Raw genomic sequence first — 23,303 nt, forward strand, 5'->3', positions numbered from 1 at the left:
CACCAGCTCAGCGCCCGCCTGGACCCCGAGGGTGTGGAGCGCGAGCACGAGGCCGCCCACGCCAACCGGGGCGCGACCCTGGCCCGGACCTTCGGTGGGAGCTTCCTGTTCCAGGCCTGGGGATCGGCCGCTGACGCGCTGCGCCTGGAGGCCGTGCTGGAGGGTTACGCCAACCCCCATAACCCCGAGGAGGGGTTGTCGCGAGCCCAGCGGGACTATGACGCGTTCATGAACGCGGCGGCCTTGGCCCAGACCCACCACGGGTGTGAGAAGCCCTCGACGCCGGCCGCGCTCATCACCATCCTGATCCCCGCCACCACCCTGACCGGGGCGGGCGGGGGTGATGCGGCCGCCACCCAGAGCGGGCAGGTGGTCCCCACCACCGCCGTGCGGGAGCTGCTGGGTGAGAGTTTGGTGCGTCACCTGATGGTGGAGCACAAGAGTGGCGCGGTGTTGGATGTGGGGCACGAGTACCGGACCGCTTCCCCGCAGATCAAGGCGGCCGCTTACCTGGGGCACACCACCTGCGCCTGGCAGTACGGGTGTGATGTGCCCCTGAAGTGGACGCAGGCCGATCACATCGTGGAGTGGTGGCAGGGCGGACGCACCAGCGTCGAGAACATCCAGCCCTTGTGCTCGACCCACAACCGGCTCAAGCACCGGTGGGGGTTGCGCAAGGACAACAGGATGTGGTCCGGCCGCAACCGAGGCCACCCACCCCGACCACCCCGACCACCCGGCCCGCCGGGGCGGGTACCGCTTCCCCGCCCACCACGCGAATGACCCCCGGCCCCAGCCCCCTACCCCTACCTCCGCACGCCCCTACCACCGGTCCGGGAGGAACCCCGTCATGCCCACACCCAACATCGTCGTCCAGACCCCCGCCCAGGACAGGGACGGGCAGCACCTTCCCAACCTGCGCACCACCACCAACCCCGACCCAGCTCCCGCCCTCGCTGATGCTCTTCCGTCCCAGCGAATGACCAGCCGCGACACGCAACCCGTTACGCACCGACGCGAGGAAACACCCGCCCTCGCTGCCGCAGTCCCGTCCGGGCCAATGACCAGCCGCGACACGCACCACGCTGCGCACCGACGCGAGGAAGCACCCGCCTTCGCTGATGCCTTTCCAGTTCCGGCGAGGCCGAAGAGGAGGATCCGGTGGGTGGGAAGAGAAGGCACCCCGCGTGCGAGCCGAGGAGGGCTGCCCCTCCAGCACCTGGAAGAGATCCCAAGAGATGGGGCCCATGAATCACCCGGAGCAGGTGAATCCACGAGGTGCTGGGTCCTGAGGGTTGTCGAGGAGACCACGATCAATGACTGCGCACGGGATTCTGGGCGTGGCCAGGGTGAATCCGCTGGCCTCACCCTGTGGGGCGTTGCTCAGTGTGCCGGGGTTCCCCGTTCAACGAGGGTTCGGGGATGTTGGTGATCAGGGCCGCCAACCCGTCCGCGTCCAGCAGATCGGCGGGCCGGACGGTCTCCCCCGCCCGCACGTAGTGGAACGCGGCCCGAACCTCCTCCAGCCCCACTCCGGCCAAGTCGGCCCAGGCCAGCCGATAGGCGGCCAGCTGCACCCCGACAGCCCTGCGCTCGACGTTGTTCCCCGGCGGACGACCGGTCTTCCAGTCCACGACGTCGTACCGCCCGGTGTCGGCGTCATGGAACACCGCGTCCATCCGACCACGGATCAGACGGTCACCGATGACCGTCTCGAACGGCACCTCGACCTCGGCCGGAATCCTCGTGCCCCACTCGCTCTCCTCGAACCTGCGCTGGAGTTCGGCCAGGTCCTCATCCTCACCTGCGGTCTCGTCGGCGGCCCCCGGCAACTCGTCCAGCAGCGTCGCGTTGTGGCCGAACCGCTGCTCCAACCACGCGTGGAAGGCGGTGCCCCGGCGGGTGTGCGGCGCAGGCGGCCGGGGCAGCGGCCGACGGATCTGCCGGGCCAGCGCGGAGGGATCGCGCGCCAACCAGACCATGGAGGACACCGACAGGTGGTCGGGCAGCTCCACCTGGACTGGCCCGTCCCCCGGGCCCGAGGCGGCCCGGTCCCGGTGGGCGAGCAGCAACTCGGTGTCGCGCTCCCACCCCTGGAGCCTGCGGCGCAGCCCCTCGGGGGGCTTCCTCGGCCCGACCGGCTTCCCCTCACGCATGCGCGCACGCGCCTGCTCGACCAGCTCAGCACCGGCCACGATCTGGGCTCGTCGGGAGTCGGCGGCGGGGGGCTGGTCCTGCGGGTTCGGCTCGGGCTCCGCTACCGGAGCGGGCTCGGCCGGGGACTCGATGAGCGCGTCGAAGTCGGGCACCGGTACGTCGTCGAACTCGGGATCGTACTCCGGCTCGAACTCAAAGTCCGGTTCCGGTCCGAACTCGAAGTCCGGCACGGGTTCCGGAACTGCCGGAACCGGCAACAGCACCGGCGCGGACTCCGCGGAACCCGTGGCGGACGGCACGTCCTCGGGGGGCCACACCGCCGACGACTCCTCCTCGTCGTGCGGGTTGGTGTCCTCGGGGTCCGGCGGCGGGTCCCAGCGCACCACTCCCCCGGCCCCCTGCTCGCAGGCCTCGCGGATCTCCTCCAGGAACTCCGAGGGCCCGCGCGGAGTGCTGCCGGTCCGCCCCCACCAGTGACCGGTGCACACCAGTTCGTAGGAGGCCCGGGTGACCGCCACGTAGGCGAGCCGCCGTTCCTCCATCAGGTGGCGGGCCTCCTCCGCCTCCTTGAACGCGGCGATGTCCTCCTTCTCGACCCCGCGCAGCGTGGGCAGGCTGGAGCGGTCGCCGCGCAGCGGGTACGGGAGCTGGTGGTCGGCCTTCACCCAGGCAAGGGAGTCGCGGGCCTTGGCGGGGAAGAGCGGGGCGCGCGCCCCGGCGCTCACCCCGGGCACGATCACCACGGGCCACTCCAGGCCCTTGGCTCCGTGCATGGTCATGAGCTTGACGCTGTCCGAGCCGCCCACCCGTTCTCCCGGGCTGAGGGCGCTCTCGTTCTCCTCGGCGGCGTTGAGGTAGCCGAGGAAGCTCCCCAGGGTGGGGTCCTCGGAGTTGCCGACGAAGCGGACGGCGTGGTCCACGAAGGCGTCCAGGTCGGCGCGGGCCGAGAGGGGGTCGCGGTTGGTGCGCGCACCCACCTCGATGTCCAGGCCGAGCATCCGCTCGATCTCGGTGATGAGGTCCGGCAGCGGTTGGCCCACGAGCTTGCGCAGGGTGCGCAGTTCCTCGGCGAGGCGCCCCAGACGCTCGTAGGCGGTCTCCGAGTAGTTCTCGGCGGGCCCCGGGTCATCGACGGCGTCCACGAGGCTGCCGCTCTCGGCGGTCAGGTCCAGGACGGTGCGGCGCAGCAGGTCCTCCGACTCCTCGCGCGCCCCCTCCTCGGCCGCGGGGCCGGTGAGGTCGCGGCGGGTGTGCCTGGCCAGCTCGGTGGCGCGGGAGCCGAGCGCGGCGAGGTCGCGGGGGCCCATCCGCCAGCGCGGCCCGGTGAGCAGGCGGGCCAGCTCGTTCCCGGCCGAGGCGTCGTGGACCACGCGCAGGGTGGCGATGATGTCGCGGACCTCGGGCACGAGCATGAGCCCGCCCAGGCCGACGACCTCCACGGGGATGCCGTGCGCCTCCAGGGCGTCGCGCAGCGGCGGGAACTGGGAGCGCTTGCGGCACAGGACCGCGACGTCACCGGGGCTGATCCCGCCGTCGGGTCCGCCGCCGGTCTCGCTCTCGGGCCACACCAGCCCGTCCGGGGCGAACACCTGGCCGCCCGGGGTCTCGGCGTCGGCCCGGAGCAGGTCCCGCACGTGGTCGGCGATCCAGGCCGCCTCCTCGGTCTCCGTGGAGAACAGCCCCGCCCGTGCGAGGCCGCGACCCTGCCGAGCCTGGCTGGGGTGCAGCACCGGGACGTCGGCCGCCTCGGCGCGCAGCGGCTCGGAGATTCGTTTGGCCACCCGCAGGATCCGTTCACCGTTGCGGAAGCTGAAGGTGAGTCGGCGGACCGGGGCGGGGCGTCCGGGCGCGACCGGGAAGTCGGTGGGGAAGCTGGTGAGGTTGGCGGCGATCGCCCCCCGCCATCCGTAGATGGACTGGCAGGGGTCGCCCACGGCGGTCACCGCGTGCCCCTCGCCGAACAGCGCGCGCAGCAGCACCAGTTGGGCGTGGCTGGTGTCCTGGTACTCGTCGAGCAGGACCACGCGGAACCGGCCGCGCTCGATCAGCCCGACCTCGGCGTGGTTCTGGGCGATGCGGGCTGCCAGCGCCATCTGGTCGCCGAAGTCCATGGCCTCGCGCGCGTGCTTGGCGTGGTTGTAGCGGTCCACCAGTGGGAGCAGTTGCTCGCGACGGCGCTGGGTGTCCACCAGGTCCCGGGTGGGCTGGGTGGTCTTGCGGGACATCGCGTCCACCCCGGCCTGGATCCAGCGGCCGACGCCGCGCACCTGGTCCGTGGTGGTGAGGTGGTCGGAGATCTGCCCGGACAGGTCCAGGACGCGGCGGGTGACGGTGTCCGCGCCGACGTTCACGTGTTCCATGGGACCGTCGTACTCGCCGACGATCCGGGCGGCCAGTTGCCAGGCCTGACCCTCGCTGAGCAGCCGGGACGTGGGTTCGACCGCCTCACGCAGGGCGTGGTCGGCGACGATGCGCCCGGCGTAGGAGTTGTAGGTGGAGACGGTGGGCTCGCCGTCCAGCAGCTCGTCCGGGAACTGCTCGGTGGCGCGCAGCTGCTCCAGGCGCTTGCTCACGCGCTCGGCCAGCTCGGCGGTGGCCTTGCGAGTGAAGGTCAGCCCGAGGATCTGCTCCGGGCGGACGTGGCCGTTGGCGACCAGCCACACGACGCGGGCCGCCATGGTCTCGCTCTTGCCCGACCCGGCGCCGGCGATCACCACCCCGGGTTCCAGCGGCGCCGAGATGACCTGGGCCTGCTCGGCGGTGGGTTCGGGACGCTTGAGGAGCCGGGCCAGCTCGGCCGGGTTGAAGCGGGGTCTGTGGGGGTCGGGGGAACCGGAGGCGGAGGGTGCCCCGGTGATGGGTTCAGACATGTCGGCCCTCGTCCTGGACCGGGCAGCAGGCGCGCACGGCGCACGCGTTGCATCCGGTGTTGCGGGTGGCGGCGAAGCGGGACCCGCCCATACCGATGGCGACCTCGCGGACGAGGGTCCCCGCCCAAGCAGGGTCAGGGTCCTCGCCCAGCGGGGGCTGGGTCTGTTCGCGTGCCTTCTTGCTGAGCGCGGCCTTGCCGACCTGGACGAGGGCGGCGCCGCCGGGTTCGGCCAGGCCGAGCTTGGCGAAGGCGCCCCGGAGCACGGCCATCTGGTAGACGCCGAGCTGGGGGTGGCGGGCCAGGTCGTCGGCCTTGGTGCCGCCGGTCTTGATGTCCACGACCACGGCGCGGCCCTCGGAGTCGCGTTCGAGGCGGTCCACTCGGCCGGTGATCTCGATCCCGCCCACGTCCACCTTGAAACCCTCCTCGGTGACGACCAGTTCGCGGTCGTTGGTGGCGTCCCAGGTGATGAACTTGCGGACCATCTCGTCGGCGCGGTCGCGCTGTTTGTCGGACTGCCAGGGGCCGCCGAAGTCGAGGTCGGCCCAGATCTCGTCCATGCGGGCGCCGACCTCCTCGGCGGTGCCGCCCTCGGCGACCAGCACGGCGACGGCGTGCACGACGGTGCCCAGGGCGGAGGCGGAGTCGCCGGAGGACGCCCCGGCCGCGCGCTCCAGCAACCAGCGGAGCTGGCAGTTGGTGAAGCTCTCCACCTGGGAGGGCGACACCCGGATGGTGTCCTCGGGGTCGGAGAGCGGTCGAGCGTCGGAGAAGGGGGTGAGCGCGTACCACTCGGCCGGGTCCGCTCCCCGGACGCCCTCCTCTGCAAGGCGGGCCAGGTGGGCGGCGGCGGCCGTGCGCAGGGGGTTGGGGGCCTCGGGGTCGGTGACCACCGAGCGCAGGTCGGCGACGAGCGCGGGCAGGGACAGCCAGCGGCGGCCGGTGCTGACCGGTTCCGGGTCGCCCGTGCCCATCTCGTTGAGGAAGCGGGAGGGGCGTTCGTCGGTGTCCTCGCCGCCCACGCAGGTGACGTAGAGGGTGCGGCGCGCACGGGTGAGCGCCACGTAGAACAGGCGGCGCTCCTCGTGCAGGAGCTTGGACGCCAGGGCGGCGCCGAAGGAGTCGGCGGAGTGGCCGCCGGAGTCCAGCAGCTCCTCCACGCCGAGCAGGGAACCGCGCAGCCGCAGGTCCGGCCACTCGCCCTCCTGGACCCCGGCGACGATCACCAGGCCCCACTCCAGGCCCTTGGAGCGGTGGGCGGTGAGGATGCGCACCGCCTCGCCCTCGGGCGCGCGCTCGGCGAGGCTGTCGCCGGGAATCTCCTGCGCGGCGAGGTCCTCCAGGAACCCGCCGGGGGTGCCGGGCGGCAGGCGGTCGCAGTAGCGGGCGGCGCTCTCGAACAGCGCGACCACGGCGTCCAGGTCGCGGTCGGCGGCAGCGCCCCGGCGGCCCCCGGCCAGGCTGGCGCGCATGAGGCGGTCGGCCAGGCCGCTGGCCCGCCACAGCTCCCAGAGGACCTGCTCGGCGTCGGCGCCCTTGGCCGACAGGTCCCGGACGGTGCGCAACGCGTTGGCCACGCGCAGGGCCGGGGCGGCCACGGCGGGGTCCACCAGCGTGAGTTCACCGGGGTCGCGCAGGGCGTCCACGAGCAACCGGGAGGAGGGCCGGTAGCCGGTCTCCTCGGTGCCCTCGGTGTTCCTGGCATCCCCGGCAGCGTCAGTGGGTTCGGGGGGCTCGGCGGGCTCGGCTCCGTTCGCGGCGCGGTCGAGGTCCAGGCGGCGCAGGGCGCGGACCAGACGGCGCAGCCGTACCGAGTCCGCCTCACCGAAGGGGCTCATGAGTAGCTCTCGGGCGGCGTCGTCGTCCAGCTCCTGCGGGCGCAGGCCGTAGCGGATGAGGCCGAGCAGCGGACGGACGATGGGTTCGGCTGCCACCGGCAGGTCATCGGACCCCACGACCACCGGCACCGAGGCGGCCGTGAGCGCCCGACGCAGCACCGGGAGCTGGCGGCTGGAGGAGCGCACCAGAACGGCCATGTCCGACCACGGGACCCCGTCCACCAGGTGGGCACGGCGCAGGGTGTCGGCGATGACGGCGGCTTCCTGGGTGGAGCTGTCCGCCATGAGGACGTGCACCTCACCGTCCGGGACCCCCTCGGCGGGGATGAGGTCGCGGTGGGCGTTCACCCTTCCCTGGGCTGAGGCCACGGCGGGCAGGCGGCGGGTGAGGCCGCGCGAGGCCGTCAACAGGGCAGCACCACTGCGTCGACAGGTGCGCAGTGCCACGACCGGGGCGTCGGTACGCCGCAGTGTGGGGAAACGACGCGGGAAGTCGAGGATGTTGTCCACCTCGGCACCGCGGAAGGCGTAGATGGACTGGTCCGGGTCACCCACCGCGACGAGGTCGCGGCCGTCCCCGGCCAGGGCGCGCAGCAGCTCCTCCTGGGCCGGGTCGGTGTCCTGGTACTCGTCGACGAACACCACCTCGTGGGCGGCCCGCTCGCGCTCCTGCACCTCGGGGTCGGAGAGCATGTTCGCGGCCACGCGTACGAGTTCGGCGTAGTTGAGGGTGGGCACCGGCGCGATGTCGAACCGGCCGTTCATCCGGGAGAGGAACCCGGCGGCGGCGGTCCAGTCGTCGCGGTCGCGCTCGGCCGCCGCCCGGGCCAGGTCTGCCGGGCCCAGCCCGCGCTCCTGGGCGCGCATGAGGAAGTCGCGTAGCTCCTCCGCGAACCCACGGGTCTCCAGGGCCGGGCGCAGTCGCTCGGGCCACTCCTCGGCGCCGTCCTGGAACTCCCAGTTCAGCAGCTCGCGAACCTCCATGAGCTGCTCGGGCCCGGACAGCAGCCGGGGCGGGGAGTCGCCCATCCGCTGGAACTCGCGGCGGATGAGGGCGTAGGCGTAGCTGTGGAAGGTGAGGGCGAGGGGTTCGCGGGTGGTGCGCCGCAGACGGCCGGTGATGCGCTCACGCAGCTCCTGGGCGGCCTTGCGGCTGAAGGTGAGCACCAGGATGCGGGAGGGGTCCACACCACGGTTGTCGATGCGGTCCACCACGGCCTCGACGATCGTGGTGGTCTTGCCGGTCCCGGGACCGGCCAGGACCAGGAGCGGGCCGCCCGGGTGGTCGACGACGCGCTGCTGGTTCTCGTCCAGCACCGGAGGCGGCAGCACCTGGTGGGCGCGCCGCACAAGACGGTACGGGGATGTGTTCACGCCTCCAGTTCACCAGAGGTCGACGACCATCGCGGACGCCGCGTGGGCGCTCCGGAGCCCCGTCAGGCGCCGCTTCCCCCGTCCCATCGGGCTTCCCGCATGTCCACCCGGTCGCCGCTCGGGCGCATCGGGGTGGCCTCCGCCGCGTAGTGGGATCGGGCACGTACGAGGTGGCCCTCGGCGGGTCGCCCGTCCGAGCGCACCACGCGCCACCACGGAACTCCCCCGCCCCAGCGGGACATCACCGAACCCACCTGCCGGGGTCCGCCCCGGCCGACGTACTCGGCGATGTCGCCGTAGCTCATGACCCGGCCCGACGGGATCCGCTCGACCACCGAGAGGACCTCCTCGGTGTACTCGTCGACGGGCTCGGACTCCTCGTCCTCGGCGGGTTCTCGGGGGTGGGGCTCGACCATGCGCCCGAGCCTATCCGCCCCCTCGGACACTCGTCGGCGCCCGTTACTCGGACACCACGTTCATGTGGGTGCCCCACGCCAGCTCGGGGTCGCGCCTGCGCGCGGCGCGGGCCCGTACCAGCCCGTTCACGCCCAGGGCGGCGATGATCACGCCGCCGACCCACGCCGTGATCGCGGCGGGCAGGACGTGGGTGTAGTCCAGCGCCCACGGCAGGACGAACAGCAGCACGCCGGCCGCCGTCACGCCGAGCTCGGTCACCAGCGCGCCGGGCCGGGTCAGGGACATCGTGGCCATGACGATGACCGCCAGCCCCACCAGGAGGAACATCGCCCCGGAGAAGCCGTACATCCCGTGCCCGACCCAGCTCAGACCCACGACGAGCCCGAGAACAATCGTGGCCACGTCCGCCCAGCGTCCCTTCTCACGCATCACGCCACCTCCTCGCGGCAGGGGTCCGCACCGGAGGTCGGTACCGCACCCCGTGGGTGCTTCGTACCCATTTATCACCCTTGATAGGGGTTCGGACCAGCGAAAAGCCCGGCCCGGACACACGACGGACGGCGCCGGGAACACCCGACGCCGTCCGAAGGAGACGCTTGGTCCCGCCGTGCGGGCTCGCTCTCTAGTACTCGGGCAGGCTCGGGTCGACCTGGTTGATCCAGGCCAACACGCCGCCGCCCACGTGCACGGCGTCGGAGAACCCGGCGGCCTTCACGGCGGCCAGGGCCTCGGCCGAACGCACACCGGACTTGCAGTGCAGGACCACGCGCTTGTCCTGCGGCAGCTGCTCGAACGCCTTGCCGTTGAGGAACTCACCCTTGGGGATGAGCGTGGCGCCCGGGATGCTGACGATCTCGTACTCGTTCTGCTCGCGCACGTCCACGAGGAAGATCTCGTCGGGCTTGTTGCCCAGCAGCTCCTTGAGCTCCGGAGCGGTGATGGTCGAGTCCGCGGCGGCCTCGGTGGCCTCCTCGGACACGGCCCCGCAGAAGGCCTCGTAGTCGATGAGCTCGGTCACCGGCTCGGTGTCCGGGTCCTTGCGGACCTTGACCTCGCGCCAGGTCATCTCCAGGGCGTCGAAGATGAGCAGGCGGCCGACCAGCGGGTCACCGATGCCGGTGATCAGCTTGATCGCCTCGTTGACCATCACCGAGCCGATGGACGCGCACAGCACGCCCAGCACGCCGCCCTCGGCGCAGGACGGGACCATGCCGGGCGGCGGGGGCTCGGGGTAGAGGTCGCGGTACTGGGGCCCGTACTCGTTCCAGAAGACGCTGACCTGACCGTCGAACCGGTAGATCGAACCCCAGACGTAGGGCTTGTTCAGGATGACGGCGGCGTCGTTGACCAGGTACCGGGTGGCGAAGTTGTCCGTGCCGTCCAGGATCAGGTCGTAGCCCGCGAGGATGTCCAACGCGTTGTCCGACTCCAGGCGGTCCTGGTGCAGGATGACCTCGACGTTGGGGTTCACCTCCTTGATGCTGTCCCGGGCGGACTCGGCCTTGGGGCGGCCGACGTCGCTCTGCCCGTGGATGACCTGACGCTGGAGGTTGGACTCGTCGACGACGTCGAAGTCGATGATGCCGAGCGTGCCCACACCGGCGGCGGCCAGGTAGAGCAGGGCCGGGGAGCCGAGACCGCCCGCACCGACGACCAGCACCTTGGCGTTCTTCAGGCGCTTCTGGCCGGCCATCCCCACATCGGGGATGATCAGGTGGCGCGAGTAACGGCGCACCTCGTCCACGGTCAGCTCGGCGGCTGGTTCGACCAGCGGCGGCAGCGACACGGTGACTCCTCATGACTGTTCGGGTCGCTTCGCGTCCACCCGTGCCGAGGGGCCCACGGGAACGTGGGGGTGCGCGAAGCTGCTTGCACTCATACCCAACCTAACGGGTGGGGTATTCCATTCCCACCCCGGGGAGGCGTGGTCCTCGTCGCCCCCCGGGCGCTTCCTGACCTCCCTCAACCACTGCGGCCCGGGAGTTCATTCCGCACGGTGCGGGAACACCGGCCGCGCGGCTCCCCTTGCCCCGAGAGTCGTCGCGGGTAGTGTCGCTCGTACGCTCCGCGACGATCCTGGGAGGACCCTGTGGCAACTTCCGACGACAGTGGGAACCGGCGGCCCAGCGCCCCCGAGGACGAGGACCCGACCTCGGCGGTGCCCGAGGCGGACGCGGCCGAGCAACGCGTACGGGCCGACGCCGACGGTGACGAGGGCCGCGAGGAGTGGACCGAGCGGGCCGCTCGCGAGAGCTTCGACCAGGCCGACGAGGCGGACGTGATCGAACAGGTCCGGGAGGCCGGGCAGGACGAGGAAGAACGCCGCTGACCGCACACGGTCCCGCCCCACCCCGCCTGACCACGGGCGGTCGTCCGTGCGCACTGCCCACTCCGAAGCTACGCCGGAGTAGGATGAGAGAAAAGCTGCGGGCCGCGTCACAGAGCCGAGACCGCGTCCGACAGCGTAAGCCACGCAGATGTCCGGTGAATGGTGTGCATCTGCCATGCCGAGTTCGGAGGGTGTGGGTGTGACAGCTCCATCAGACGCCCGCGCCCGGGGCACGCGCCTGCCCCGGGTCCGGCGCCGCCGCCAACTCCTGGCAGCGGCTCAGGAGGTCTTCGTCGCCCGTGGCTACCACGCCGCGGCGATGGACGAGATCGCGGACCGCGCGGGAGTCAGCAAGCCGGTCCTGTACCAGCACTTCCCCGGAAAGCTGGAGCTCTACCTGGCCCTTCTGGAGGAACACTCCGAGGCCCTGGTCGAGAAACAGCGGGAGGCGCTGGAGAGCACCGACGACAACCGTCAGCGCGTCACCGCCAGTTTCCAGGCCTACTTCGACTTCGTGGCGGGCGACGGTGAGGCGTTCCGGCTGGTCTTCGAATCCGACCTGCGCAACCTCCCGGCCGTCCGGGAGAAGAGCGAGCAGACGTTCCAGCGCTGCGCGGAACTGATCGGCAAGGTCATCCGCCAGGACACGAGCATCTCCGACGACGAGGCGCACCTGCTGAGCATCGCACTGGTCGGCATGGCCGAGACCAGCGCCCGATACTGGCTGAACAACCACGGCGCGATCCCCAAGGACGCCGCCGAACAGCTGGTGGCCCGGTTGGCCTGGCGCGGGATCAGCGGCTGGGACCTGACCCGGTCCGCCGACGAGGACGGACCGGAGACCGCCCCCGGGGCCTGACCCCGCACTGACACTCCCGCGAACCACGCGGAACGGCCCCCGGAACACCACGGTGTTCCGGGGGCCTTCGCGTTCCCCTGCGCTCTCCATGCTTTTCCCGCGCAATTACCAACCGGGGATTATCTCGAATCCCCGGGCGAAAAAGAACCACAGAATGGCCATTCCTCGACCAAGAGCGGGCAATCAACGCGACACCGGCATTCAGAACGGTTCGATTATCGTGCGCCGGGTATCGCGAAACTGAGAAGTAACGCGCTTCTCTTCGCCGTATCCGTTCGGCACCGGCCACCGGCGCCCGGACGGAACCAGCGATTCGGGGGTGAGGACGTATGGACATCGGTCAGGGCCTGATGGACGCCTGGCAGACCGTGGCGGGCTTCGTACCGCTACTGCTGGGCTTCCTGGTGATCCTGGTACTGGGCTGGATCATCGCCTGGTTCGTGGGGAAGGGCGTCGCCAAGGGCCTGCACAGTGTCGGGCTGGACCGCGCGCTGCACCGCGGGGGCGTGGGCGAGTACTTCGAGCGCAGCCGCTGGACCGCCAGTGAGCTGGGCGGAAAGATCGTCTACTACGTCGGACTGTTGTTCGTGCTGACGCTCGCGTTCAACGTCTTCGGGCCGAACCCGATCAGCACACTGCTCAATGACGTCATCGCCTGGATTCCGCACGGCATCGTGGCGCTGATCATCGTCGTTGTGGCGGGCATGATCGCCAAGGCCGTCCGGGACCTGATCACCGGTGCCCTGGGCGCTCTGTCCTACGGCCGGTTCCTGGCCAACGTCGCGGCCGTCGCCGTCCTGGCGCTCGGTGTCATCGCGGCGCTGAACCAGATGGGCGTCGCCACCACCGTCACGCTTCCGGTGCTGGTCGCGGTGCTCGCCACGGTCGGTGGCATCCTGGTGGTCGGCGTCGGCGGCGGACTCATCCGCCCGATGCAGTCCCGCTGGACGAACTGGCTGGAGGCGGCCGAGCGTGAGACCGCGCGCGTGAGCGGCGGTGGGAGCAGCTACGACGCCGGGCGCGAGGCGGCCATGGGCCGCCCCGGTTTCAGGGCCTCCGAGGGCCAGGGGACGCCGGAAGAGGCCTCCAGCCTGCCGGGACAGCGCCCGAGGGGCGGTGAGTCCACCTCGTAGACACGAGGGCAGCCGGGTCACCCGGAAACGCAGGTGAGGGCGGGGCCAATGGCCTCGCCCTCGTCGTGTGCGCCGTCCGTGCGGCGCCCCGTCACAGGAACTCGGAGTCCCGCAGTTCCTGACGGGAGAGGTTCTCGATGCGTCGCCACGCCAGGACGCCCGTGGCGATCAACGGCAGGAACGCCAGCCAGAAGACGACGCTTCCGGGTCCGGTGAACACCATCGACGCGAGCGCGACAACGAAGATCAGTGCGAAAAGCGCGAAGTCGACGCGATCCTGCTGGATCAGGACGCCGACCGGTGGGCGCGCCGCCCCATGCCGACCGCTCCTCATTCGCTTTCCTTTCTCGCGGCTCTTCGGGCCGCTCCGCAGTTACGGTGCCCGGGTACCGCCTCGCCCCTGGAACACCGTGAATACACCGTTGCATTCCGCAGGCCGCCGGTTCCGGCGGTGCGCCGATCCGGATCGGGCCGCCAAGGTTCACCGGTGCCTTTTCAGCGTACGCCCAAGTGGCGGATCGCGCCGGAGAACCAGAAGGCGATGACCGCGAGAGGAATCGCGGCGCAGATCACACCCGCCTGCGGACGTCACCAACCTAGCGGACGAAACCGCGGTCCTTCGCCAGTCGGCAGATCGCGAGAATGCGGAGCGTCTCCCAGTCATAGCTGGAGTCCTCGGAGTCCCAGCCGCGTTCGAGGCAGCCGTCAAGGAAACCGTGCAGGTACGTCCCGAGCGTGTTGGCGGTCAGTTCGGCGCCGCCGGAGACGATGCCTTCGCACACCTGTGCGGCGTGCTGGTCCAGCTCAGCGCTCATCCAGGGCGGTACCGGCGCGTCGAGGGGGCCGATCTTGTGGAAGTCACGGGTGAGTCCGGCCAGCGGGTGGCGCACGGAGGTCCCACGGGGCATGGAAGTACCTACTCGCGTGGTCAGGAGACGGGAAACTCCATCGACTCTATGTGCGCCGAACCAATGGATCGTAACGAATGTGTTGGAAATTACCCGCACTTGACCAAGTGGGACCAAGTTCCGGTCAAACACCCAAGAAGGTGGAAACCAGTACTGGTCGGACGTTCCGCGCGCCTATTCGGCCAGACCCATCGCGGAGAGTCGCGCCGCGTGCCCCTCCGTGAGGGAGGCGAACATCCGGCTGACCGCGGCGAGGTCGCCCAGGCCCGAGTCGCCCGTCCTCTCACCCCGCTCGACCACCTTGGGGTCACGCGCCAAAAGGGTGGCCAGCTGCGGTCGGTCCACCGCCACGGCCTGCGCCTGGCTCAGCGCCTCCCCCACCAGACGGCGGGCCCACAGGGACAGGCGCCCGGCCAGCTTGGGGTCCTCGGCGAGCGCGGCGCGCACCTGCCCGGCGACGAACGCGGCCCGCTCGGTCTCGGCGAGCACGTCCTCGACGAGGGCGCGGGTGTCGGCGTCGGCCAGCTCGGCGACCCTGCGGTAGAAGTCACCCGCGATGCCGTCGCCGACGTAGGTCTTGACCAGGCTCTCCAGCCAGCTCTGCGGTTCGGTGCGCTCGTGCCAGGCGTCCAAGGGCCGCACGAACGGGGCCATGGCCTCCTCGGGGTCCACCCCGAGCTCCGCCAGGCGCTGGTGGAGCGCCTGGTAGTGGTTCTGTTCGGTGGCGGCCAGACCCGCCAGCTGGCCCTTGGTCCGCAGCGACGGCGCCAGACCGGCGTCGTCGGCCAGACGGAAGAAGGAACCGAGCTCGGCGTAGGCGAGCAGTCCGAGCAGATCGATCACGCCGGGGGCGGCAGAGGGGCCTTGGGTCATGCCCGTCAGGGTATCGTCCGGCCTCCCCCGCACCCAATCGGGGACTAAACGCCTCCGGAGAACGGTTGCACCCGCTGAGAGCGGGTACGGTCCCGGCCGTCGGAGCCCGGTGAAGAGCGGGGTCCACAGCACAGTGAGCAACTATGTGCACCGGGCGAACCAGCAGCTAGACTCAGCGTGATGACCGGCGCGCACGATCGCGGCGCCGCGTCCCGCACCCCAGCGACGCGGGCCCTCCCGCGAGCACCTTCCGGCGCCGCGGACGCGGGCGCCCAGCGACGTGCGACCGGACACCACAACGTGTCCTCACGAGCAGTGCGGCGTGAGGGAGCAACGGCCCACGCGCCCAGCTACGCACCGCACACGACAATCCAGCGGATGGAACCGACACATCGTGACCAGGGAACCCCCCGGGCCGCGCGGGTCCAGACGGCAGCGCCACCGAGACTCCCTCGCCGAAGCGGGAACCGGTGAGCCGCGCCCTCCGCGGCGGTCACAAGCCGCCCGCGACCGCACCCCGCCGCGGCCACGAACAACGCTGCGGCCCGCCTAGATGGAGGCCTGAGCCCTGAGCAGCACAGCAGAAACCACGACATCCGCGACCACCTTCCGCGACCTGGGCGTGAGCCCGGAACTCGCCGACGCCCTGGAGGCGGAGGGGATCATCTCCCCGTTCCCCATCCAGGAACTGGCCCTGCCGATCGCGCTGAACGGCAGCGACATCATCGGCCAGGCGCGTACCGGAACCGGCAAGACCCTCGCCTTCGGTCTTCCCCTCCTCCAGCGCGCACAGGAGAAGCCGGGCACGCCCAAGCGGCCGCGCGCCCTGGTCGTCGTCCCCACCCGTGAGCTGGCCATCCAGGTGGCCGCCGACCTCACCACCACGAGCAAGCGCAGCGGTGGCCGCATCCTGACCGTCTACGGCGGCCGCTCCTACGAGCCGCAGATCAACGGGCTCAAGGAGGGCGTCGACGTCGTCGTCGGCACCCCCGGCCGGCTCCTCGACCTGGAGAACCAGAAGCACCTGCGGCTGGACGAGGTCGCGGCGGTGGTCCTGGACGAGGCCGACAAGATGCTCGACCTCGGTTTCCTCCCGGACATCGAGCGCATCCTCAAGAAGATCCCGACCGAGCGCCAGGTGATGCTCTTCTCGGCCACCATGCCGAGCGAGATCGTCACTCTCTCGCGGAACTACCTGCGCCAGCCCACCCACGTGCGGGCCGGTGACGACAACGAGATCGACGGCTCGGCCATCACCAAGCGGATCGCCCAGCACGCGTTCCGCACCCACCAGATGGACAAGCCCGAGATGCTGGCCCGGCTCCTCCAGTCCGAGGAACACGGCCAGAGCATGGTGTTCTGCCAGACCAAGCGGGCCTGCGACAGGGTCGCCGGGGAGCTCAAGGACCGTGGCTTCGCCGCCGCGGCCGTGCACGGCGACCTCGGCCAGAGCCAGCGCGAGCGAGCCCTGCGGGCCTTCCGCAACGGCAAGATCAACATCCTGGTCGCCACCGACGTGGCCGCCCGGGGCCTGGACGTCGACGACGTGACCCACGTGGTCAACTACGAGACGCCCGAGGACGAGAAGACCTACACGCACCGCATCGGCCGCACCGGTCGCGCGGGGCGCACCGGCACCGCCGTCACGTTCGTGGACTGGCAGGAGATGCCGCGCTGGAAGCTGATCAACGGCGCGCTCGACCTGGACTTCCACGAGCCCGAGGAGACCTACTCCACCTCCCCGCACTTCTTCGAGGCGCTGCGCATCCCCAAGGGGACCAAGGGCAAGCTCGCCATGGACAAGCGCGGCGAGCACGCCGGCTTGGAGGCCGAGGAGGTCGAGGACATCGGCGACACCGGGCAGCCGCGCGGCGGCGACCGGGGTGGCCGGGGTGGCCGCAATGGCCGTGGCGGCGACCGCAAGGAACACTCTGAGCAGGGGGGACGCAAGAGCTCCCGTGACCGTGACCGCGACCGGAACCGTTCGCGCCGACGCACTCGCGGCGGTGAGAACGCCGGCCGGTCCGAGGGTGCGGCGGAGAAGGCCTCGGTGAAGGCCGACGCCCCGACCAACGGTCCCGAGCAGTCCGCCGAGGGTGACGGTGCCCGCCGGGTCCGCCGCCGTCGTCGCACCCGTGGCGCCGTGCGCCGCGACCCCGAGAACACCTGACACACCTGATCCGAGAACGGTCGAATCCGCGTCGGGTACCCCCGGACCGGTAGTCCCATCGTCTAGGGTGGCCCGACGTGAGTACACCTGAGTTCCTCGATCCGCCGCCGGGTGTGCGGCGCACGGACCTGCGTCTTTCGTACGGTCCGGTGGCCGCACTCCGGGCCCAGCCCACCTCCGGCGGCACCGTCCTGACCCCCGCTGTCCTGGTGCACGGCTTCACCGGCAGCAAGGAGGACTTCATCGCCCTCCTCCAGAGCCTGGCGCAGGCCGGGCGGGAGGTGGTCGCGATCGACCTGCCCGGCACGTACCGTTCGCCGGGCCCCGAGACCCTCACCCCGCCGCCCGGGGTCGAGCTGCCCGACTACCGCCTGTCCTCCCTGGGCGCCGTCGTCGGAGAGGTGCTCGACGTGGTCGGCGACGGCGGCCCTGTGCACCTGGTGGGGCACTCCTTCGGCGGGCTGGTCGCCCAGGAGGCGGCGCTGACCGAACTCACTCCCCTCTCCTCCCTCACACTGATGTGTTCCGGCCCCGGCGCCCTGAGCGGCGCCGGCGCGGACCGGGCACGCAACCTCATCGCCGCACTGTCGATGGACCCCACCCCGGAACGGCTCCGGACGCTGTGGGACGAACGCTTCGCCGCCGAGGCCCGCGCCCGCACCCCCAAGCCGGAGGTCGTCGACTTCCTGCGCGACCGGTTCCTGAACACGAGTGCGCTGGCCCTCATCCGGATGGCCGAGGACCTGCTGGGCGCCCGGGACCGGATCGACGAGCTGGCGGAGGTGGACCTCCCCGCCCTGGTCATCTACGGCGAGAACGACGACGCCTGGCCGCTGGCCGAGCAGGACGGGATGGCCGAGCGCCTGGGCGCGCGGCGGCTGGTGGTCCCCGGTGCGGGCCACTCCCCCAACGTGGAGGCGCCTGAGACCACGTCGAGCGCGCTCACGAGCTTCTGGAACGAGACGGAGTCCGTGGGCCGCCGCTGACCGGCAACCGGTCCGAGACCGGTGGTGAACGAAGACGTACGGCCGGGCCGCCGCTCCTCACAGGGTGCGGCGGCCCGGCCGTTCGGGTTCGGGAGTCCGGGGGTCAGACCCAGGAGTCGAAGTTGCGGCCCTCGGCCTCGACCGTCGTGGAGGGTCCGCGGTCCGGGAGGATGCGGGTGTCCGGCGGCAGGGAGAGCAGGTTCTCGCCGATGGAGGCGAGCTGGGTGGTGTAGTCGATGTAGGTGTTGCCGACCATGCCGGGCTCGCCCTTGCGGAGGGTGTCACCGCTGAACACGGCGCCGAGTTCGCTCACGTAGAAGCCGACGGTGCCGTTGGTGGTGCCGGGCAGGGCCAGGACGTCGATGTGCAGGTCGCCGATGTCCAGGGCGCCCTCGCCCTCGACGTCGATCTCCGGGCGGTGCTCCGCCCCGTGGATGCGGCGCCAGGCACGCATCTCGCGGGGGTGCAGCGCGATGTCGGCCTCGGTCTCCTCCGCGATGGCCAGGGCCGACTCGATGTGGGGGCTGTAGCCGTTGGTGCAGGCCACCAGGTAGACCTCGCGGTCGCCGACGGCCTTCATGATCGCCTCGGCGTCGTGGGCGGGGTCGATGATCACGACGCCGTCCTTGTCGGCCTCGATGATCCAGGTGTTGCTGATGATCTCGTACTTCTCGCCGTCGAACTCGAAGGTCCCGGCGGTGCGGACGCGGATGACGCCGTCCGAGTCGGGGCCGGTGACACCGACCTCCTCCACCTCGTCGTCCTCGTCGACGGACACGGCGGCGGCCTTGGTGTCGTCCTCAGCGTCCTCGGCATCGGCGTCAGCCTTGGCCTCGCCCTTGGCGTCGGCGCCGGACTCGTCAGCGCCGGACTCGTCGGCCTCGGCCTCGGCGTCCTTGACCTCAGCCTCGTTCTCGGACCCGGCGTCCTCGGCCTTGTCCTTGGTCTCCGTGGTGTCGACCGCGTCGTCCTCGGTCTCCTCGGTGACGTCCTCCGCGACCTCCGCAGCGGAATCGGTGGCCTCCTGGCCGTCCTGCTTCTTCGGCTTCCGCTTCCAGAACACGGCTCCAGACCTCTCATCCAGGGGTAAGTGCTAAATCGCTGCGACCATTCTCGCGTCCCCGCGCAGTGATCCGTACCGTACCGAACCCCCGGCTCCGGCGGCGGGTCACCCCACGATCAGCGGTACCCCCGTCGCGGGAGCGGTGAGCTCCTCGAAGGCCTCCGGGGCCGTGGTGCGAGAACCCAGCCGGTGCCCTGTGAGCGCGCCGTGGTCGTCGCTGGAGCCGGTGACCACCACGCCCAGATCGGCGGCCACACCCCGCCAGAACTTGCGCTGCGGCCGGTTGTGCGAGGGGTGGTCGGCCTCGATCCCGCCCAGACCGGCCGCCGCCATGCGTTCGGCCAGCTCCACGGGGACGGCGCCGTTGGTGGCGCCCTCGGCCCGCCCCGGGTGCGCCAGCGAGCAGACCCCGCCGGCCTCCCGGACCAGTTCGACCGCGCGAACCGGGTCGATCGCGTACCGGGAGGCATAGGCCGGGCCACCCGATCCGATCCACTTGTCGAAGGCGTCCTGCACGTCCCGGGCAGCGCCCGCCTCCACGACCGCCCTGGCCAGGTGCGGGCGGCCGATCGTGTTGGCGTCCGCGTACTGCGCCTCGCCCGCTCCGGCGATCTCCAGCACCCGCTCCCAGGTCACGTCCACACCGTGCTCCTGGAGCTTGCGCACCATCTCCTCAGCGCGCGAGGCCCGGTCCGAGCGCACACGGCGCAGCTCGGCGGCCAGCCCCGAGGAGCCCGGGTCGAACAGGTAGGAGACCAGGTGGACGCTGGAGCCCTCGTAGGCGCAGGACAGCTCCATGCCGGGGACCAGGGTGAACCCGGAGGGCAGATGCGCCGCCGCCTCCTCGATCCCGCCGACCGTGTCGTGGTCGGTCAGGGCCAGTACGTCGAGTCCGGCGGCGACCGCGTACGCGATGACCTCGGCTGGGGCGTCGGTCCCGTCGGAGACCGAGCTATGGGAGTGCAGGTCGATACGTGTCACCGGGCGATTGTACGTAAGCGGGGGCGTTCCCGCTCGGTGCGGGACGCAGGACGGGATCAGTCCTGCTCGCCCTCCACCACCAGGACGCGGCTGAGGAAGGGGCTGGGCGCCCCGAACGGCGGTTCCTGGGCGACGCCTCCGTCTCGAAGGTCGCGCAGGTCCCGAAGGGAGCTGACCTCGCACATCAGCAGGCCGGTGTCGGCGGACGCGAAGACCAGCCACAGCCAGTGGGAGAGAGCCTCACCCGCGTAGGCGGCGCGGTCGCGCCCCAGATCGAGGTTCCACAGCGCCATCTCGTGCCCGTCGAAGCGCACCTTGGCGTCGGGCGGACCGGAGTCGAACCCGTGGCCGGGGTCCGGGCCCTCCAGCCCCGCGATGCGGGCGCCCAGGCCGATTCCCGGGTCCTCCGCGACGATGACGGCCTCACCGACGCCCCCGAGCGGGTTGGGGCCGGACAGCGCCACGGCCACCGCCAGGGCACCGCTGCGCTCGTCACCGACCTCCGCGAACCCGGTGACCACCCATCCGGTGGGCAGCGGCCACGGAATCCACACGGGGACCCCGGCCTGCGAGAGGAGGGAGTCGAGTGCGGCGGGGCCCGGTGCCCGTACTCCCTGGAGAGGTGCCACCGCCCCATGGGCGTCACACCTCCACGCGCTGGTCCACAACCCCGGGGGTTGCACGGCGCGTCCGCAACGTGGACACGAGGGCTGGGCTTTCATGTTCTACGTGTTTACCCGAGTGGTGTCCTGTGAAAACGCCGAGCGGGCGGGGCGCGATCGCACCCCGCCCGTTCCGGGCGACGGCGGGCCCGAAGGTCCGCCGTTCACCGCCTACTGCTGCTGACGCTTCCGGTTCGCCGTGATCCGGCCGCGCTCCTTCTGGTCGAGGATGACCTTGCGGATGCGGACGTTCTCCGGCGTCACCTCGACGCACTCGTCCTCGCGGCAGAACTCCAGGGCCTGCTCCAGGGAGAGCTTGCGCGGCGGCACCAGGCGGACGAGCTCGTCGCCGGTGGCCGAACGCATGTTGGTGAGCTTCTTCTCCTTGGTGATGTTGACGTCCATGTCGTCGGAGCGCGAGTTCTCGCCGACGATCATGCCCTCGTACACCTCGGTGGTGGGCTCGACGAACAGCGTGCCGCGCTCCTGGAGGTTGAACATCGCGAACGCGACGGCCACACCGGCGCGGTCGGCGACCAGGGAGCCGTTCGGACGGGAGCGGATGTCGCCGAACCAGGGCTCGAACTTCTCGAAGACGTGGTTGGCGATACCGGTGCCGCGCGTCTCGGTGAGGAACTCGGTGCGGAAGCCGATGAGGCCGCGGGACGGGACCAGCCAGTCCATGCGGACCCAGCCCGTGCCGTGGTTGACCATGTTCTCCATGCGGCCCTTGCGGACGCTCAGGAGCTGGGTGATGGCGCCCATGTACTCCTCGGGCGCGTCCACGGTGAGGCGCTCGACCGGCTCGTGCACCTTGCCGTCGATGTTCTTGGTGACCACCTGCGGCTTGCCGACGGTCAGCTCGTAGCCCTCACGGCGCATCTGCTCGACCAGGATGGCCAGCGCCAGCTCGCCGCGGCCCTGCACCTCCCAGGTGTCGGGACGCTCGGTCGGGAGCACGCGCAGGGAGACGTTGCCGATGAGCTCCTTCTCCAGGCGGTCCTTGACCAGACGGGCGGTGACCTTGGCACCCTTGACCTTGCCGACCAGCGGCGAGTTGTTGGTACCGATGGTCATGGAGATGGCGGGCTCGTCGACCTTGATGAGCGGCAGCGCCACGGGGTTCTCGGGGTCGGCGAGGGTCTCGCCGATCATGATCTCCTCGATACCGGCGATGGCCGCGATGTCACCGGGGCCCGCCTTCTCGGCGGGCTTGCGCTCCAGACCCTCGGTCATGAGCAGCTCGGTGATCTTGACCTGCTGGGTGGTGCCGTCCGTGCGGATCCACGCGACCTGCTGGCCCTTGCGGAGCTCACCCTGCTGGACCCGGACCAGGGCCAGACGGCCGAGGAAGGGGGAGGCGTCCAGGTTGGTGACGTGGGCCTGGAGGGGCGCGTCCGGGACGTACTCGGGGGCCGGGATGGTGTCCAGGATGGTGGAGAACAGCGGGACGAGGTTGTCGTTGTCGGGCACGGTGCCGTTGGCGGGGCGCTCCAGGGAGGCCTTGCCGTCACGGGCGCACGTGTAGACGATCGGGAACTCGATCTGCGACTCGTCGGCGTCCAGGTCCATGAACAGCTCGTAGGTGTCGTCCACGACCTCGGCGATCCGGCTGTCGGGCCGGTCGACCTTGTTGATCACGAGGATGACGGGGAGCTTGGCCTGGAGGGCCTTGCGGAGCACGAAGCGGGTCTGCGGGAGCGGGCCCTCACTGGCGTCGACGAGCAGGACGACACCGTCCACCATCGACAGGCCGCGCTCGACCTCGCCGCCGAAGTCGGCGTGGCCGGGGGTGTCGATGATGTTGATGACCACGTCCTCGCCCTCGGGCGTGGTGTAGTGCACCGCCGTGTTCTTCGCGAGAATGGTGATGCCTTTCTCGCGCTCCAGGTCGTTGGAGTCCATCACACGGTCGTCGACATCCTGGTTCTCCCGGAAGACTCCGGACTGCCAGAGCATGGCGTCAACGAGGGTCGTCTTGCCGTGGTCGACGTGAGCCACGATGGCGACGTTGCGCAGGTCACTGCGGCGGGCGGAGCCCTCGACGGGCGTAGCGCTGGACATGCTTAAGTCTCGATCTCCTGTACTGGGTAGAGACCGCAGAATGCCACGGCCCGTAGCCAGTTTATGCGGTCATAGCGGGCTGGTTGGGAAACGTACAGGTCACCCCGGTTAGTTTCGTCACCCCGAAGGGGGTTTCGCCGAGGGGTGTCCGAGCGTGCGTCATCCCTGTCATGAAGGGCTTTCGTGCGTCTGGAGGAGCGGGGTGAGCTCCGCCAGGAAGGGGATGTCGGCGGGCATCCAGTCGAGGTCGCGGAGCCCCTCGGCGGGCACCCAGCGCACCTCACGGTGCTCCAGCGCCCGGGGCTCTCCGATGAGGAGTTCGGCCCCCAGCAGGCGCAGGACGGCGGGGCGGGTGTGCCCGTCGGAGGGGGCGGGGAAGGGCACGTCGGCGCCGATCTGTTCCCCTGCCCGAACGGTGACGCCCAACTCCTCCTGGCACTCGCGGACCAACGCCTGGGCGGGGGTCTCCCCCGGTTCGGTCTTACCGCCGGGGAACTCCCACAGCCCGCGCAGGCGCTCGGGTTCGGCGCGCTGCGCGGCCAGGACGTGTCCGTCCCGGATGATGGCCGCGCCCACCACGATCAGTGTCTCTCGCACGAACAACCACCCTAGGCCCT

The 23,303-nt window shown here is 70.9% G+C and carries 19 protein-coding genes; 6 read left to right on the forward strand and 13 right to left on the reverse strand.

Going from position 1 to position 23,303, the window contains the following annotated elements; translation table 11 throughout:
- Positions 1 to 783, forward strand: a 783-nt coding sequence (locus BDW27_RS24750) for an HNH endonuclease signature motif containing protein (protein WP_110052008.1), incomplete at its 5' end; no start/stop codon positions are given.
- 581 nt (positions 784 to 1,364) lie between these two features.
- Here the strand turns inward: BDW27_RS24750 and BDW27_RS24755 are convergent.
- The 5 genes from BDW27_RS24755 to moeZ form a co-directional block, all read right to left on the reverse strand.
- Positions 1,365 to 5,027: a UvrD-helicase domain-containing protein gene (locus tag BDW27_RS24755; protein ID WP_110052009.1), complete on the reverse strand. Its 3,663-nt coding sequence runs from the start codon at positions 5,025 to 5,027 to the stop codon at positions 1,365 to 1,367.
- Complete coding sequence (locus BDW27_RS24760) at positions 5,020 to 8,217, reverse strand: ATP-dependent DNA helicase (protein ID WP_199560762.1); 3,198 nt, start codon at positions 8,215 to 8,217, stop codon at positions 5,020 to 5,022. The genes BDW27_RS24755 and BDW27_RS24760 overlap by 8 nt, the downstream gene beginning before the upstream one ends.
- Positions 8,218 to 8,303: 86 nt before the next feature.
- Positions 8,304 to 8,657, reverse strand: a complete 354-nt coding sequence (locus BDW27_RS24765) for an MGMT family protein (protein WP_017547248.1) — start codon at positions 8,655 to 8,657, stop codon at positions 8,304 to 8,306.
- Positions 8,658 to 8,700: 43 nt separating this feature from the next.
- A complete protein-coding gene (locus BDW27_RS24770) occupies positions 8,701 to 9,087 on the reverse strand; it encodes a hypothetical protein (RefSeq protein WP_017547247.1) in 387 nt (128 codons plus the stop codon).
- 193 nt (positions 9,088 to 9,280) lie between these two features.
- Positions 9,281 to 10,444 carry an adenylyltransferase/sulfurtransferase MoeZ gene (moeZ, locus tag BDW27_RS24775; RefSeq protein WP_110052013.1) on the reverse strand — a complete coding sequence of 388 codons (1,164 nt, stop codon included), beginning with the start codon at positions 10,442 to 10,444 and terminating at the stop codon, positions 9,281 to 9,283.
- A 303-nt stretch (positions 10,445 to 10,747) separates the two neighbouring features.
- On the opposite strand from moeZ, the gene BDW27_RS24780 reads away from it, so the two are divergent.
- The 3 genes from BDW27_RS24780 to BDW27_RS24790 all read left to right on the forward strand — a co-directional run bounded on the left by BDW27_RS24780 (position 10,748) and on the right by BDW27_RS24790 (position 12,979).
- Positions 10,748 to 10,987 carry a hypothetical protein gene (locus tag BDW27_RS24780; protein WP_110052014.1) on the forward strand — a complete coding sequence of 80 codons (240 nt, stop codon included), beginning with the start codon at positions 10,748 to 10,750 and terminating at the stop codon, positions 10,985 to 10,987.
- 199 nt (positions 10,988 to 11,186) lie between these two features.
- Entirely contained in the window at positions 11,187 to 11,846 is a 660-nt protein-coding gene (locus BDW27_RS24785; RefSeq protein ID WP_026129705.1) for a TetR/AcrR family transcriptional regulator, read from the forward strand.
- A 329-nt stretch (positions 11,847 to 12,175) separates the two neighbouring features.
- Positions 12,176 to 12,979 (forward strand): hypothetical protein, encoded by an 804-nt coding sequence (locus tag BDW27_RS24790; RefSeq protein WP_017547199.1) that lies wholly within the window; start codon positions 12,176 to 12,178, stop codon positions 12,977 to 12,979.
- A 91-nt stretch (positions 12,980 to 13,070) separates the two neighbouring features.
- Here BDW27_RS24790 and BDW27_RS24795 read toward each other — a convergent pair whose 3' ends face one another.
- The 3 genes from BDW27_RS24795 to BDW27_RS24805 form a co-directional block, all read right to left on the reverse strand.
- Entirely contained in the window at positions 13,071 to 13,313 is a 243-nt protein-coding gene (locus BDW27_RS24795) for a hypothetical protein (RefSeq protein ID WP_017547200.1), read from the reverse strand.
- Positions 13,314 to 13,575: 262 nt separating this feature from the next.
- A complete protein-coding gene (locus tag BDW27_RS24800; RefSeq protein WP_017547201.1) occupies positions 13,576 to 13,887 on the reverse strand; it encodes a DUF6401 family natural product biosynthesis protein in 312 nt (103 codons plus the stop codon).
- Between the two features lie 174 nt (positions 13,888 to 14,061).
- Positions 14,062 to 14,760 (reverse strand): ferritin-like fold-containing protein, encoded by a 699-nt coding sequence (locus BDW27_RS24805; protein ID WP_026129706.1) that lies wholly within the window; start codon positions 14,758 to 14,760, stop codon positions 14,062 to 14,064.
- 622 nt (positions 14,761 to 15,382) lie between these two features.
- Between BDW27_RS24805 and BDW27_RS24810 the strand changes: the two genes are divergently transcribed.
- Entirely contained in the window at positions 15,383 to 16,930 is a 1,548-nt protein-coding gene (locus BDW27_RS24810; protein WP_110052016.1) for a DEAD/DEAH box helicase, read from the forward strand.
- A 77-nt stretch (positions 16,931 to 17,007) separates the two neighbouring features.
- The gene (locus tag BDW27_RS24815; RefSeq protein WP_026129707.1) at positions 17,008 to 17,916 is read left to right on the forward strand and encodes an alpha/beta fold hydrolase; all 909 of its coding nucleotides are present in this window, start codon (positions 17,008 to 17,010) and stop codon (positions 17,914 to 17,916) included.
- A gap of 103 nt (positions 17,917 to 18,019) precedes the next feature.
- Here BDW27_RS24815 and BDW27_RS24820 read toward each other — a convergent pair whose 3' ends face one another.
- The 5 genes from BDW27_RS24820 to BDW27_RS24840 form a co-directional block, all read right to left on the reverse strand.
- Positions 18,020 to 18,979, reverse strand: coding sequence for an MBL fold metallo-hydrolase (locus BDW27_RS24820; protein WP_110052018.1), 960 nt, complete (start codon positions 18,977 to 18,979; stop codon positions 18,020 to 18,022).
- 105 nt (positions 18,980 to 19,084) lie between these two features.
- Entirely contained in the window at positions 19,085 to 19,960 is an 876-nt protein-coding gene (locus BDW27_RS24825; protein ID WP_017547207.1) for a PHP domain-containing protein, read from the reverse strand.
- 56 nt (positions 19,961 to 20,016) lie between these two features.
- Positions 20,017 to 20,682 (reverse strand): DUF6758 family protein, encoded by a 666-nt coding sequence (locus tag BDW27_RS24830; protein ID WP_110052019.1) that lies wholly within the window; start codon positions 20,680 to 20,682, stop codon positions 20,017 to 20,019.
- A gap of 111 nt (positions 20,683 to 20,793) precedes the next feature.
- Positions 20,794 to 22,686 carry a translational GTPase TypA gene (gene typA / locus BDW27_RS24835; protein ID WP_017547209.1) on the reverse strand — a complete coding sequence of 631 codons (1,893 nt, stop codon included), beginning with the start codon at positions 22,684 to 22,686 and terminating at the stop codon, positions 20,794 to 20,796.
- Positions 22,687 to 22,854: 168 nt separating this feature from the next.
- A complete protein-coding gene (locus BDW27_RS24840; protein ID WP_110052055.1) occupies positions 22,855 to 23,283 on the reverse strand; it encodes a (deoxy)nucleoside triphosphate pyrophosphohydrolase in 429 nt (142 codons plus the stop codon).
- Positions 23,284 to 23,303 lie beyond the last annotated feature (20 nt).

The organism is Nocardiopsis sp. L17-MgMaSL7, assembly GCF_003182025.1.
Classification (GTDB): Bacteria; Actinomycetota; Actinomycetes; order Streptosporangiales; family Streptosporangiaceae; genus Nocardiopsis; species Nocardiopsis prasina.